Consider the following 13,991-nt stretch of genomic DNA (forward strand, 5'->3'; position numbering starts at 1 on the left):
GGCGTAGGTAGACTCGCCGTCGCCCCTTCGGGGGAAACCCACTCGGGGCTGTAGCGCAGTTGGTAGCGCACCTCCATGGCATGGAGGGGGTCAGGGGTTCGAATCCCCTCAGCTCCACATCGATGAACGGGCCGGCGCCAGCCGGCCCGTTCGTCATGTGGAGTGGGGATTCGGGAGGAGCGGGCGACGGGTCCCCTCAGCTCCACAATGCAAGGACGGGCTCGGCACGCTTTTCGCCGGGCCCGTCCTCTTGCGTCGGGGCCCTGGGCCTCAGTCGGGCCAGACGCCGCTGCTGCCGCGGCGGTGGCTGCCCAGGACGTGGGTGTCGACGATGCCGATGGCCTCCATGAGCGCGTACATCGTCGTGGGGCCGACGAAGACGAACCCCTTGCGCTTGAGCGCCCTGGACAGCTCCACGGACTCCGGGGACGTCGTCGGGACCTCGGCCATGCTGCGGGGGCGGGGGGTGTCGGCGGGCCGGTGCCGCCACACGAAGGCCGCGAGGTCCCCGTCGGGGTCCTCGCGCAGGGCGAGGGTGGCGCGGGCGTTGGTGACGCTGGCGTGGACCTTCGCGCGGTTCCGGACGATGCCGGCGTCGGCGAGGAGCCGGGCGACGTCGTCGTCCCCGTAGGCCGCGACGACCTCGGGGTCGAAGCCGTCGAAGGCCGCCCGGAACGCCGTGCGCTTGCGCAGGATCGTCGCCCAGGACAGCCCGGACTGGAACGCCTCGAGGGTGAGCCGCTCGAACACGCCGCGCTCGTCGCGCACCGGCATCCCCCACTCGGTGTCGTAGTACTCGCGCAGCAGCGGGTCGGTGGCCGCCCACGCGGGGCGGGCCAGCCCGTCCGCGCCGACGACGAGGCCGGGGTCGGTCACGAGCGGCGCAGCGTCACGATGGGGATCTCGGGGTCGGCGCCGACCCGCACCGCGGGGCCCCAGGCCCCGGCGCCGCGGGAGGTGACGACGGTGGTGTCCCCGACGGTCGCGACCCCGTCGACCATCGGCTGCTGGAGCTTGACGAGATAGTTCAGCGGCCACTGCTGCCCGCCGTGGGTGTGCCCGGACAGCTGGACGTCGACGCCGCGGCCCTCGACCTCGAGGGCCTGCCGCGGCTGGTGGGCCGACAGGAGGGTGAAGGCCGCGGGGTCCGTCCCGTCGAGGGTGGCGTCGTAGTCGGGGGCGAACACGCCCGTCCCCTCGCTGTCGTGCACTCCCGCGAGGGTGATCGTGGAACCACCGCGGGTGATCGGGACGGACTCGTTGGCCAGGACGGTGAGCCCGTCCGCCTCGAAGGTCCGCACCCAGTTGGCGGTGTCGCGGTACATCTCGTGGTTGCCCGTGGTCGCGAACACCCCGAGCGGGGCCTGGAGGTCACGCAGCGGCGCGATCTCGGCCGCGTACCGGTCCGCGCGGCCGTCGACGAGGTCGCCCGCGATGACGATGAGGTCGGGGCGCTCGGCGTTGACGAGGTCGACGACGAGCTGGGTGAAGTCGGCGCCGCGGACGGCGCCGGCGTGGATGTCGGTGACGAGCGCGACCCGGGTGCCGTCGAACTCGGCGGGCAGCTGCGGCGAGGAGACCTCGTACTCGGTGACGATGGGCTGGGCGGCGACGATCGCGCCGTAGGCGGTGAGCGCGGCCGCGACGATGGCGACGGCCGGGGAGGCGAAGCGGTTGAGCGCGCGCCGGCCCTCGCGGCCGTGGTCGGCCCGCCAGCGGACGAACCAGATGACGATGCTCAGGAGCCAGACGGGGACGAGCCCGAGGAACAGGTAGAGGCAGGCCGCGAGGAACGCCTGCCCGGTCCAGGCGACCGGCCGCATCTGGGCGGGGCTCCACTGCCCGCCCCACACGTCGAAGCCGGCGAGCATCGCGGCGGCGAGCGCGAGCAGGACGACGCCGATGGCGAACGGCACCCACCGGGCCCGCCAGGCCGGGGCGAGGGCGAGCCGGTGCCAGACGAAGCCGACGAAGGCCGCGAAGACCCCGAGGACCACGACGATGAAGACGGTCATGCCGCGGCGCCGGCGAGCGAGGGGCCGCGGCGCACGCCGCGGCGGGCGGAGACGCGAGCGGCGGGGGACATCGTCATGTGCTGCATCGTGTCACGGGCGGCTGACGATGCCGGGCGGTCGGACGCCCGGGCCGCGGTCCTGTCCATCCTCGCGGCGCGTCCGCCTAGCCTGACGGGGTGCCCCACGACGTCATGTCACCGCCGCCGCTCGACGTCGACGTCCTCGTCGTCGGCGCCGGCCTGTCGGGGGTGGACGCGGCCTGCCGCCTCGCCACGACGACGCACGGTGTCACGTGGGCCGTCGTCGAGGCACGGGCGGCGACGGGCGGGACGTGGGACCTGTTCCGCTACCCGGGCGCCCGCTCGGACTCGGACATGTACACCCTGGGCTTCCCGTTCCGGCCGTGGCGGGGGCCCGCCAGCTTCGCCCCGGCCGAGGAGATCCTGCGCTACATCCGGGACACGGCCGACGAGTACGGCGTGACGGGGCGCATCCACCTGGGCCAGCGGGTCACCCGGGCCGCGTGGTCGAGCGCCGACCGGCGGTGGACCGTCACCGTGCGGACCGGGGACGGGGAACTGCTGGAGCACCGGGCGCGGTTCGTGTACGTCGCCACCGGCTACTACGCGTACGACTCCGGGCACGTCGTCGACTTCCCGGGTTGTGCCGACTTCGCGGGCACGCTCGTGCACCCCCAGCAGTGGCCGGCCGACCTCGACGTCACCGGGCGCCGGGTCGTCGTCATCGGCAGCGGGGCGACGGCGGTGACCCTCGTCCCGGCGTTGGTGGAGCAGGGGGCCGCGCACGTGACGATGCTCCAGCGCAGTCCCGGCTACGTCGCCGCCCTGCCGTCCACCGACGGCCTCGCCGACCTCGCCCGGCGGGCCCTTCCCGAGCGGGCCGCGCATGCCCTCGTCCGGGGCAAGAACGTGGCCCTGTCCACTCTCAGCTACCGCTTCCTGCGCCGGTTCCCCGACGCCGGCCGGCGGGTGCTCCGGCGCCGCCTCGTCGACCGGCTCCCCGGCGGCTGGCCGGTCGACACCCACTTCGCTCCCCGGTACGACCCGTGGGACCAGCGGATCGCCGTCGCCCCGGACGGTGACCTCCTCGACGTCCTGGGCGGCCCACGCGCCGACGTCGTGACGGCCACGATCGACCGGTTCGTCCCCGAGGGGATCCGGCTGGACGGCGGTGAGGTGCTGCCCGCCGATGTCGTCGTCACCGCGACCGGGCTCCGGCTCGAGTTCGGCGGGGGAGCGGAGCTGGTCGTCGACGGGGAGACGGTGCAGGTCCCCACCCGGCACGTCTACAAGGGGTGCATGCTCTCGGACGTGCCGAACCTCGTCCTCGCGGTCGGGTACACCAACGCCAGCTGGACGCTGCGCGCCGACCTCACGGCGCGCTGGTTCTGCCGGCTGCTGCGCCACCTGCGCCGTCACGGCCGGACGGTCGCCGTGCCGCGCTGGGACGGGACGGGCGGGGCGGAGCGTCCGCTGCTCGGCCTGACGTCGGGCTACATCCGCCGCGGCGAGCACCTGCTCCCCACCCAGGGCACGCGCCGGCCGTGGCTCGTCGTCCAGAACTACGTCGCCGACCTCGTCGCGACGCGGCTGGGGCGCCTCGACGACGGCGTCCTCGAGCTGCGCTGAGCCTCGTTCGGCGCCGTGGCGTCCGCCGTCCGTGGCGGGGCCGTCACGCGCCTTCTGCGACGACCGCCACGAGGCTGAGCAGGGTGTCCTGCTCGTCGAGCCCGAGGTCCTCGAGCCAGAGGTGGGCAAGCCGGGTGACGGTGTCCTCGAGGCGCTCGACGAGCGCCCGCCCGGCCTCGTCGACACGGGCCTCCCGCAGGCGCAGGTCCCGGCTGCTGGGGTCCCGGACGATGAGGCCGGACTTCTCGAGGTGCGCGAGGATCTCCGAGACGCGCTGGGGCGGGAGGCGGAGGTACTGGCCCAGGTTGACTCCGGGGGAGGGCTTGTCGCGGATCCGGCGCAGGGTGTCGAAGGCGACCGGGGTGAGCCCCGGTGCGGACGTCGCGAGCACCCGTCGCAGGTCGGCGTCGACGACCGCCGACGCCTGGCGGAGCAGGAGCGGGACGTTGACCAGGTCGTGGGGGTCCGGGTGCTCCCACCGGCGGTCCAGCCGCAGGCCGAGGCTGTAGCGCAGCGCGAGGTGCTCCTGGAGGCGGGCCCACGGCTCGTTCGGCTCGCGCTCGGTCGCCGGGATGCCGCGACGGCGCATCCACGAGGGGGAGCGCCGCCGACCGGGTGGGCCCCAGGGCCCGTCCTTCGGGCGCGTCGAGGCCGGAACGTCCCCGATCACGACGTGCGTCGGTCCCCCGGCTCCGGCGCCGGCCCCGGACCCTCCTCCCGGCGTGGCAGCGGCCGCGGGCGCCGGAGGGGTCGGCCGCGTCGGCGGCTCACTGTCTCTCTCGACGTGCCCCATCGTCCCCCTCCTGCATGGTGCTCCGCGACGCGGAGTCAGGTCGCCCCGGCGCCCGTCCGGCCCGCGTCCCACTGTGCCCCCCGATCGGCCGGGCTCGCCCGTCGTCCACAGGGTCAATCCATCTCTGTCCGGAATCCCCCCGGTAACCGGAGGTATCCCTCCGGTTCCGGAGGAAGGACAGTCCGGATCCGGAGGGATACCTCCGGGTGGCGGAGCGATTCGCGGGGAGAACTACAACGTCTCGGTGGCGGGTCGGGGCGCCCGCCGCTCGTCCGCCGGGCCGCGCGGCTGCGGTACCCTGAGCGCGTGACGAGGCTCCTGCTCCTTACGTAGCCGCGCGGCCCCCGGCCGGCGCGGCGACCCCTCCTGCGTGAGGGGTTTTTTCATGGGCGCAGACGATGACGACGACGAGGACGAGATGAGCGAGACCCCGTACCGCTACACCGCCGAGCTGGCCGGCCGCATCGAGGTCGCCTGGCAGGACCGGTGGCAGGAGCGCGGCACCTTCCACGCCCCCAACCCCGCGGGTCCGTGGGCCGACCCCGAGGGCGTCGCCCAGCACCCCGAGGGGCACCTCCTCGTCCTCGACATGTTCCCGTACCCCAGTGGTGCCGGGCTCCACGTCGGGCACCCCCTCGGCTACATCGCCACCGACGTGTACGCCCGCTTCAACCGGATGCTCGGCCGCAACGTCCTGCACTGCCTCGGCTACGACGCCTTCGGCCTGCCCGCCGAGCAGTACGCCGTCCAGACGGGGCAGCACCCCCGCAAGACGACCGAGGAGAACATCACGATCATGGCGCGCCAGCTGCGCCGCCTCGGCCTCGGCCACGACGACCGCCGCGCCATCCAGACGATCGACCCGGACTACTACCGCTGGACGCAGTGGATCTTCCTCCAGATCTTCAACTCCTGGTACGACGCCGACGCCCCGCGCGAGGACGGCGGCACCGGCCGGGCCCGGCCCATCGCCGACCTCGTCGAGCAGTACCGCAGCGGCGCCCGCCCGCTCCCGAACGACGACGGCCGCGGCTGGGACGACCTCAGCGACGTCGAGCGCGCCGGCATCGTCGACGCCCACCGGCTGGCCTACACGAGCGAGGCGCCGGTCAACTGGTGTCCCGGCCTCGGCACGGTGCTCTCCAACGAGGAGGTCACCAACGACGGCCGCTCCGAGCGGGGCAACTTCCCCGTGTTCAAGCGCAACCTGCGCCAGTGGATGATGCGCATCACCGCCTACTCCGACCGGCTCGCCGACGACCTCGACCGGGTCGACTGGCCCGAGAAGGTCAAGACGATGCAGCGCAACTGGATCGGGCGCAGCCACGGCGCGCGGGTCACCTTCGCCGTCGACGGCGACCCGGCCGGCCCGGGGATCGAGGTCTTCACGACCCGCCCCGACACCCTCTTCGGCGCGACCTTCATGGTGCTGGCCCCCGAGCACCCGCTCGTCGACCAGCTCGTGCCCGACGGTCCGTGGCCGGACGGCACCAAGGACGTCTGGACCGCCGGCGCGGCGACCCCCGCCGAGGCCGTCACCGCCTACCGCCGGGCCGCGTCGCGCAAGAGCGACATCGAGCGTCAGGTCGAGGGCAAGGACAAGACCGGGGTGTTCACCGGCGGCTGGGCGGTCAACCCCGTCAACGGCCACCGCCTCCCCGTGTTCGTCGCCGACTACGTCCTCATGGGCTACGGCACCGGCGCGATCATGGCCGTGCCCGGGCAGGACCAGCGCGACTGGGACTTCGCCACCGCCTTCGAGCTGCCGATCATCCGCACCGTCCAGCCGTCGGAGGGGCACGACGAGGCCACCGCGTTCACCGGCGACGGCCCGGCGGTCAACAGCAGCAACGCCGACATCAGCCTGGACGGCCTCGGGGTCGATGACGCCAAGGCCCGCATCATCCCGTGGCTCGTCGAGCAGGGCAGCGGTGACGCGACCGTCAGCTACAAGCTGCGCGACTGGCTGTTCAGCCGGCAGCGGTACTGGGGCGAGCCGTTCCCCGTCGTCTTCGACGAGGACGGCGTCGCGCACGCCCTGCCGGAGTCGATGCTCCCCGTCGAGCTGCCCGAGGTCCCCGACTACAGCCCGAAGACCTTCGACCCCGACGACGCGAGCAGCGAGCCCGAACCGCCGCTGTCCCGCGTCCAGGAGTGGGTGGACGTCGAGCTCGACCTCGGCGACGGCCGGGGCCCGCGCCGGTACCGCCGCGAGACGAACACGATGCCGAACTGGGCCGGGTCGTGCTGGTACTACCTGCGCTACCTCGACCCCGCCAACGTCGACGCCCTCGTCGACCCCGAGAACGAGGCCTACTGGATGGGCCCCCGGGCCGAGCCGGTCGCCGGCGCCCCCGCCGGAACCCGCGACCCCGGCGGCGTCGACCTCTACGTCGGCGGCGTCGAGCACGCCGTGCTGCACCTGCTCTACGCCCGCTTCTGGCACAAGGTGCTCCACGACCTCGGCCACCTGAGCTCGGACGAGCCGTTCCGCACGTACTTCGCCCAGGGCTACATCCAGGCGCCCGCGTTCACCGACGCGCGCGGCCAGTACGTCGAGGCGTCCGAGGTCGCCGAAGGCGTCGACGACCAGGGCCACCCGAGCTTCACCTGGAACGGCGAGCCCGTCACCCGCGAGTTCGGCAAGATCGGCAAGTCCCTGAAGAACATGGTGAGCCCGGACGACATGTACGGGATGTACGGCGCCGACACGTTCCGGCTCTACGAGATGGGCCTCGGCCCGCTGGAGCAGAGCAAGCCGTGGGACACCCGCGCCGTCGTCGGGAGCCAGCGGTTCCTGCAGCGGTTGTGGCGCAACATCGTCGACGAGGAGACCGGCGAGGTGCGGGTCGTCGACACCGCCCCGGACGCCGACACCGCCAAGGTCCTGCACCGCACGATCGACGCCGTGCGCACCGACTACACCGGCCTCGGCTTCAACACCGCGATCGCCCGGCTCACCGAGCTGAACAACGCGCTGACCAAGCTCGACGGTGGCGTCCCGCGGCAGGCGGCCGAGGCCATCGTGCTCATGGTCGCTCCGCTCGCGCCGCACGTCGCGGAGGAGCTGTGGATGCGGCTCGGACACACCGAGTCCCTGACCTACGAGGCGTTCCCGGTCGCCGACCCGGCGCTGCTCGTCGACGACACGGTGACCTGCGTGGTCCAGGTCCGCGGCAAGGTCAAGGATCGCCTCGAGGTGCCGAACGACATCACCGAGGACGCGCTGCGCGAGCTGGCCCTGGCGAGCCCCAAGGTGCAGGCGAGCCTCGAGAACGGCGTGCGGACCGTCATCGTCCGGGCCCCCAAGCTCGTCAACGTCGTCCCCGCCTGACCCCCGGCCTCTCCCCCTTCCAGGCTCCCGTCCGCGCGACACCCGGCAACTGCGGCGGGTCGCGCGGCCGCCGGCATGAGAAGTCGGGACAGCAGGGGAGGGGGAGGGGCGCCGGAGGGGGCGAGCACCGACGGCGTGTCCAAGGTTGCGGAATCCGTGCTCGCCAGCGGCTCACGGCAAGGGATCGCGGCAGATCGTTGCCCGAATGTGTTGTGCTGAGCGGTCAAGTGGGGTTGAATCACCGGAAACCGTAGTAGGAGGCCTCCGCGTGACGACCGCACCCGACACGACCCGCGCCCCGAGCCCGGAGCGCGAGCAGGACGAGGCGGTCGTCCTGAGCCGGGTCAGCAAGCTCTACGGGGGGCTCGCGGCCGTCGACGACCTCAGCCTCACGGTGCACCGCGGCGAGTTCCTCTCCCTCCTCGGCCCGTCCGGCTGCGGCAAGACGACGACGCTGCGGATGATCGCCGGGTTCGAGCACCCCGACACCGGCGACATCCTCGTCGACGGCGTCAGCGTGCTCGGGGTGCCGCCGCACCGGCGGCACGTCAACACGGTCTTCCAGGCCTACGCGCTCTTCCCGCACATGTCGGTCGCCGAGAACGTCGCCTACGGCCTCGAGCAGGCCCGCACGCCGAAGGCCGAGCTCCGCGAGCGGGTCGCCGAGGCGCTCGAGATGGTCCGGATGCGGTCCTTCGCCAACCGCGCCTCGACCCAGCTCTCCGGCGGCCAGCAGCAGCGGGTGGCGCTCGCGCGGGCGCTGGTGAACCGGCCGTCGGTCCTCCTGCTCGACGAGCCCCTCGGCGCCCTCGACCGGCAGCTGCGCGAGGAGATGCAGGTCGAGCTCAAGCTGCTCCAGTCGCGGCTCGGCATCAGCTTCGTCTTCGTCACCCACGACCAGGGCGAGGCGCTCTCGATGAGCGACCGGATCGCGATCATGCGCGAGGGCCGCATCGAGCAGCTCGCCGACGCCGACACCATCTACTCCTCGCCGGCCTCGGCCTACGTCGCCGGCTTCGTCGGCCAGCAGAACTTCGTCGACGGCGTCGACGCCGGCGGCGGTGCCGTCGACACCCCGCTCGGCCGGCTCCGCACCACCCGCGGCACCGGGGTCGGGGTGGGGGAGCGGGTCCGCGTCGCGGTCCGGCCGGAGTTCATCGACCTCTCCGCCGAGGAGCCCGTGGGGACGAGCGAGAACGTGGTGCGCGGCACCGTCATCGGCGTCGCCCACCAGGGCGAGACCCGCCAGTTCCTCGTCGAGACCGGCTCGGACGCCGCGCTCCTGGTCCGGCGCCCGACGCCGCTGGCCCCGGCGCTGCGGGTCGGTGACACGGCCTGGTGCCGGTGGTCCGCCGAGCAGGTGCACGCCTTCCCGCACGACCCCGAGCGCTCCGCCGCACCCCCCACGGCGGTCCCCGACGAGCAGCCGAGCCGACCGCACCAGGGAGAGGAACATCCACGATGAGCACCCCCGAGAAGCCGCTGCGCATCCTCGCGCACACCTCCGCCGTCCCGCGCATCCGCCGCGAGGTCACCCGCCGCAACCTGCTCGGCCTCGCCGCCGCCGGAGGGGCGGGCCTGCTGTCCGCCTGCGGCGACGGGGGAGGAGGCGGCGGCGGCAACGCGACGGCGGTTCCCACCGGCGCCCCGCCCTCGCAGGTGGCCACGGGTGGCCCGCTCGAGGGCTCGATCTCGATGTACTCCTGGGGCGACTACGACGCGCCGGAGATCCTCGAGGCCTTCACGAAAGAGAAGGGCCCGACGATCACCACCGACTCGTTCGCCTCCAACGAGGAGCTCATCTCCAAGCTCGTCGCGTCGAAGGGCACCGGCGGCTACGACATCGTCGTCCCGACCGGGGCCTTCATCCCGCAGATGGTCCAGAACGGGCTGCTCGCCCCGATCAACAAGGACCTCATCCCCAACCTCGAGCACATGGACCCGGCGTTCCTCGGCCAGGTCTGGGACCCCGAGAACAACTACTCCATCTGCAAGGCGTGGGGGACCACCGGCTTCGTCTACGACACGACGAAGATCACCCGGGACCTGCGCACCTGGAACGACTTCATCGACGCCGCCACGAAGGAGGCCAGCGGCAAGGTGTCGGTCCTCGACGACCCCGCCGAAGTCACCGCGATCTTCTTCTGGGCCAACGGGATCGACTGGAACACCACCGACCCGGCCGACCTCGACGCCGCTGACGACTTCATCGTCAACACCCTGGCCCCGCACATCGCCGCCTTCGACTCCTACCCCGGTGGCCAGGCGATCCCGCAAGGGACGCACTGGCTCATGCAGGCGTGGAACGGCGACGCCCGGATCGGCATCCAGGAGAGCGACGACCCGGAGAAGTGGAAGTGGGTCCTCGGGGCCCCCGCCACCGAGCTGTGGATGGACAACTGGGCCATCGCCGCCGGGGCGCCGCACCCCGAGGCCGCGCACGCCTTCATCGACTACGTGCTCACCCCCGAGAACCAGCTGACCAACGTCGACTACATCGGCTACCACACCGGCGCCAAGGGCATCGAGGCCGCGGCGAAGGAGGAGGGTCTCGAGATGCTCGACCTCGTCTTCTTCACCCCGGAGCAGATCGCAACGATGAAGACCGGCGAGGTCAACGAGAACCAGCAGCGCGTCGTCGACATCTGGAACAAGGCGAAGGCGGCCGCGGGTGCCTGAGGCGTCACCGCACGCGCCGGCCGTCCGGCTGCGCGTGCCCCGCTTCGCCCTCGCCCTGCCGGCGTGGGCCTGGCTCGTCTCCTTCTTCGTCGTCCCGATCGCGACCATCGTCTGGTTCAGCTTCGGGTACAAGCCAGGGCTCTTCGGGACGCACGCCAACGACGTCCTCTCCCTCGACCGGTACCGGGAGGCACTGTCGCCGACGTTCTTCACGACCTTCCAGAACACCCTGTGGGTCGGGCTCGCCGGCACCGGGCTGTGCCTGCTCATCGGCATGCCGACCGCGTACTGGATGGCCGTCAAGGCACCGCCGAACCGGCGCGGGCTGCTCGTCGCGCTCGTCATGGTCCCGTACTGGACGAACTTCCTCGTCCGCACCATCGGGTGGCAGGTCATCCTCGCGCCGCAGGGCTGGTTCTCCGAGCTGCTCCAGGCGCTGCACCTGACGGGCGGGCCGCTCGAGATCCTCTACACCCGCACCGCGGTGCTCATCGGCGTCGTCTACAACTACCTGCCGCTGATGATCCTGCCGCTGTTCGTCGCGTTCGACCGGGTCGGCGGGCCGCTGCGCGAGGCGAGCAAGGACCTCGGGGCCGGTCGCTGGCGCACCTTCACCCGGGTCACCCTGCCGCTGGCCCGGCCCGGCGTCATCGCCGGGACGGTCCTGGTCTTCATCCCGCTCATGGGCGACTACGTCACGGCCACCGTCCTCGGCGGGGCGCGCGGCAACATGGTGGGGCAGCTCGTCGCGAGCCAGTTCCAGACCGCGCAGAACTGGGCGCTCGGCTCCGCGATGGCCGTCGTCCTCATCCTCGTCATCGCCGCCACCGTCGCCGTCATCGCGGCGCTCGCCTGGGTGGTCTCGGTGCCGATCCGGGCCCGGCACCGCCTCGTCCTCGAGGAGGTCGCATGAGCACGACCACCCCGAGCCGGCAGGCCGCGGCCCCGGCCACCGACCTCGGCCCGCCCCCGCCGACGAGGCCCCTGCGGTCCTGGGGCGACCGGCTGCTGCGGGTGTGGGGGCTCGTCGTCCTCGTCTTCCTCTTCGCGCCCATCGTCGTCGTGGTCGTCTACTCCTTCAACGACGGCCGGCTGCTCATCGCCTGGGACGAGTTCGGTCTCGCGCCGTACCGCGCCATGCTCGAGCGGCCGGCCATCCGCAGCGCCGTCACGGTCTCGCTCCAGGTCGCGGTGCTGTCCTCGCTGCTCGCGACCTTCCTCGGGACGATGGCCGGCGTCGCGCTCGCCCGTCGCCCGGGCCGGTGGACGTACTGGTTCATCGGCCTGCTGCTCCTGGTCTCGGTGACCCCCGAGATCGTCGACGCCGTGTCGCTGCTGCCGTGGGTGGTCTTCCTCGGTTCCGACGCCGGGCTCACGGCCTTCAACAACGGCATCGTCCGGCTCGTCGTCGGGCACTCGCTCTTCTCGACCGCCGTCGTCAGCTACATCGTGCGGGCCCGGCTCGTCGGCCTCGACGAGTCGCTCGAGGAGGCCTCCGGCGACCTCTACGCGACGCCGCTGCGGACGTTCCGCCGCATCACCGTCCCGCTCGCGATGCCCGCGGTGCTCGCCGGGTACCTCCTGTCCTTCACCCTCAGCCTCGACAACACGATCGTCTCGGCGTTCGTCCAGGTCTCGGGGTCCACCCCGTGGCCGGTGTACGTGCTCTCCGCGCTCCGCTCCGGCCTGCGCCCCGAGATCGCCGCCACGTCGACGGTGATGCTCGTCCTCACGCTCGCGGCCCTCGGGCTCGTGGCGCTCGTCCTCAGACGGTCCGGAGACTCCGCGACCGACATCGCCCGCACCATGGGAGGCGGCTGACCGTGGTCGACATCGTGTTCTCCGGAGGTCCGGTCTTCACCGCACGGGCCGTGCGCTCACGCCCCATCGCGGTCGCCGTGGACGACGGCCGGGTCGTCGCCGTCGGCCACGACGAGGTGCTCGAGCTCGCCGGCCCCCGCACCGAGCGGGTCGACCTGCGCGGGCGGATGCTCGTGCCGGGCTTCCAGGACGCCCACGTGCACCCGGTCTGGGCCGGCGTCGACATGCTGCGCTGCGACCTCACCGACCTGTCCACCGCCGAGCAGTACGTGCGGCGCGTCGCCGACTACGCCGCGGCGACCGCGGACCAGGAGTGGGTCCTCGGGTCCGGATGGTCGATGTCCGCGTTCCCCGGCGGGACCCCGACGGCCGCCGCCCTCGACGCCGTCGTCGGCGACCGCCCGGCCTTCCTCCCCAACCGGGACGGCCACGGCGCGTGGGTCAGCAGTGCCGCGCTGCGCCGGGCCGGCATCGACCGCGACACCCCCGACCCCCGCGACGGCCGGATCGAGCGGGACGCCGACGGCACTCCCAGCGGCACCCTCCACGAAGGCGCGATGGCGCTGGTCGGCCTGATCGCGCCCGAGACGACGGACGAGGAGCGGCTCGAGGGGCTGCTCCGGGCGCAGGCCCACCTCCACTCCCTCGGGATCACCGCGTGGCAGGACGCGATCATCGGGGACTACGGCGACGGCGGGAACCCGGCGACCGCGTACCGGTTGGCCGACGAGTCCGGGCGTCTCACCGCGCGGGTGGTCGGTGCGCTGTGGTGGGACCGTAACGCCGGCCTCGGGCAGGTCCCCGAGATCATCGACCGGCGCGAGCGGCTATCGACGGCACGGTTCCGTGCGACGAGCGTGAAGATCATGCAGGACGGGGTGCCCGAGAACTTCACGGCCGCGATGCTCGACCCCTACTGCGACGGGCACGGCCGGTACACCGACAACTCCGGCATCTCCTTCGTCCCCGTCGAGACCCTGATGCCGGCGGCCGAGCAGCTCGACGCCGCCGGCTTCCAGCTGCACTTCCACGCCATCGGCGACCGCGCCGTCCGCGAGTGCCTCGACGCGGTCGAGGGGGCCCTGCGCGCCAACGGGCGACGCGACGCCCGGCACCACATCGCCCACATCCAGGTCATCCACCCCGAGGACCTGCACCGGTTCCGCGAGCTCGGCGTCGTCGCGAACATGCAGGCGTTCTGGGCGGCGCTGGAGGCGCAGATGGTCGAGCTGACGATGCCGTTCCTCGGGGAGCCACGCAGCTCGTGGCAGTACCCGTTCGGGGACCTCCAGCGTTCCGGTGCGGCGCTCGCAATGGGCAGCGACTGGGCCGTCTCGACCGCAGACCCGCTCGCCGCCATCCACGTCGCGGTCACCCGGCAAATCCCCGAGGCGTACCGCGAGGGCGAGCCGGAGCACCCGGTGTTCCTGCCCGAGCAGCGGATCGACCTCGCGACCGCCCTCACCGCCTACACCGCCGGCTCCGCGCACGTGAACCGGCTCGACGACACCGGCCAGGTCCGGGTCGGGGCGCTCGCCGACCTCGCCGTCCTCGACCGGGACCCGTTCGCCGGCCCGCCCGAGGAGATCGGCACCACCCGCGTCCTGCAGACCTTCGTCGACGGCCGGCGCGTGTACGCCGCAGACGACGCCTGACCCCCCGCTTTCCTCGACTTTTCAGGCCCCCGTCCGGCCGACACC

General features: G+C 72.9%; 10 protein-coding genes and 1 tRNA gene. 8 read left to right on the plus strand and 3 right to left on the minus strand.

The window, feature by feature from the left end:
- Positions 1 to 44 precede the first annotated feature (44 nt).
- Positions 45 to 117 (plus strand) — tRNA-Ala (locus Q0963_RS02485).
- A gap of 153 nt (positions 118 to 270) precedes the next feature.
- On the opposite strand, the gene Q0963_RS02490 is transcribed toward Q0963_RS02485, so the two are convergent.
- Both Q0963_RS02490 and Q0963_RS02495 read right to left on the minus strand, forming a co-directional pair.
- The gene (locus Q0963_RS02490) at positions 271 to 876 is read right to left on the minus strand and encodes a DNA-3-methyladenine glycosylase I (RefSeq protein WP_299441980.1); all 606 of its coding nucleotides are present in this window, start codon (positions 874 to 876) and stop codon (positions 271 to 273) included.
- Positions 873 to 2,015: a metallophosphoesterase gene (locus Q0963_RS02495; RefSeq protein WP_299441983.1), complete on the minus strand. Its 1,143-nt coding sequence runs from the start codon at positions 2,013 to 2,015 to the stop codon at positions 873 to 875. Before Q0963_RS02495 ends, Q0963_RS02490 begins: the two co-directional genes overlap by 4 nt.
- A gap of 176 nt (positions 2,016 to 2,191) precedes the next feature.
- On the opposite strand from Q0963_RS02495, the gene Q0963_RS02500 reads away from it, so the two are divergent.
- Positions 2,192 to 3,664, plus strand: coding sequence for an NAD(P)/FAD-dependent oxidoreductase (locus Q0963_RS02500; RefSeq protein ID WP_299441986.1), 1,473 nt, complete (start codon positions 2,192 to 2,194; stop codon positions 3,662 to 3,664).
- A gap of 43 nt (positions 3,665 to 3,707) precedes the next feature.
- Here the strand turns inward: Q0963_RS02500 and Q0963_RS02505 are convergent, their stop codons facing one another.
- Positions 3,708 to 4,253 carry a MarR family winged helix-turn-helix transcriptional regulator gene (locus Q0963_RS02505; protein WP_299441989.1) on the minus strand — a complete coding sequence of 182 codons (546 nt, stop codon included), beginning with the start codon at positions 4,251 to 4,253 and terminating at the stop codon, positions 3,708 to 3,710.
- 622 nt (positions 4,254 to 4,875) lie between these two features.
- Here Q0963_RS02505 and leuS point away from each other — a divergent pair.
- From leuS to Q0963_RS02535, 6 genes are all read left to right on the plus strand, one after another.
- Entirely contained in the window at positions 4,876 to 7,791 is a 2,916-nt protein-coding gene (gene leuS / locus Q0963_RS02510) for a leucine--tRNA ligase (RefSeq protein ID WP_299442464.1), read from the plus strand.
- Between the two features lie 268 nt (positions 7,792 to 8,059).
- Positions 8,060 to 9,256, plus strand: coding sequence for an ABC transporter ATP-binding protein (locus tag Q0963_RS02515; protein WP_299441992.1), 1,197 nt, complete (start codon positions 8,060 to 8,062; stop codon positions 9,254 to 9,256).
- Positions 9,253 to 10,470: a spermidine/putrescine ABC transporter substrate-binding protein gene (locus Q0963_RS02520; protein WP_299441995.1), complete on the plus strand. Its 1,218-nt coding sequence runs from the start codon at positions 9,253 to 9,255 to the stop codon at positions 10,468 to 10,470. Before Q0963_RS02515 ends, Q0963_RS02520 begins: the two co-directional genes overlap by 4 nt.
- Positions 10,463 to 11,383 carry an ABC transporter permease gene (locus Q0963_RS02525; protein ID WP_299441998.1) on the plus strand — a complete coding sequence of 307 codons (921 nt, stop codon included), beginning with the start codon at positions 10,463 to 10,465 and terminating at the stop codon, positions 11,381 to 11,383. Before Q0963_RS02520 ends, Q0963_RS02525 begins: the two co-directional genes overlap by 8 nt.
- Positions 11,380 to 12,291, plus strand: a complete 912-nt coding sequence (locus Q0963_RS02530) for an ABC transporter permease (RefSeq protein WP_299442001.1) — start codon at positions 11,380 to 11,382, stop codon at positions 12,289 to 12,291. The genes Q0963_RS02525 and Q0963_RS02530 overlap by 4 nt, the downstream gene beginning before the upstream one ends.
- Positions 12,292 to 12,293: 2 nt before the next feature.
- Positions 12,294 to 13,946 carry an amidohydrolase gene (locus Q0963_RS02535; protein ID WP_367180023.1) on the plus strand — a complete coding sequence of 551 codons (1,653 nt, stop codon included), beginning with the start codon at positions 12,294 to 12,296 and terminating at the stop codon, positions 13,944 to 13,946.
- The last annotated feature ends 45 nt before the right edge of the window (positions 13,947 to 13,991 follow it).

The organism is uncultured Phycicoccus sp. (assembly GCF_947495705.1).
Classification (GTDB): Bacteria; Actinomycetota; Actinomycetes; order Actinomycetales; family Dermatophilaceae; genus Phycicoccus.

Coding starts and splice junctions, on each gene's coding strand:
- Q0963_RS02495 (WP_299441983.1), bottom strand. CDS start 2,015: ATGACCGTCTTCATCGTCGTGGTCCTCGGGGTCTTCGCGGCCTTCGTC.
- Q0963_RS02505 (WP_299441989.1), bottom strand. CDS start 4,253: ATGCGCCGTCGCGGCATCCCGGCGACCGAGCGCGAGCCGAACGAGCCG.
- leuS (WP_299442464.1), top strand. CDS start 4,876: ATGAGCGAGACCCCGTACCGCTACACCGCCGAGCTGGCCGGCCGCATC.
- Q0963_RS02520 (WP_299441995.1), top strand. CDS start 9,253: ATGAGCACCCCCGAGAAGCCGCTGCGCATCCTCGCGCACACCTCCGCC.
- Q0963_RS02530 (WP_299442001.1), top strand. CDS start 11,380: ATGAGCACGACCACCCCGAGCCGGCAGGCCGCGGCCCCGGCCACCGAC.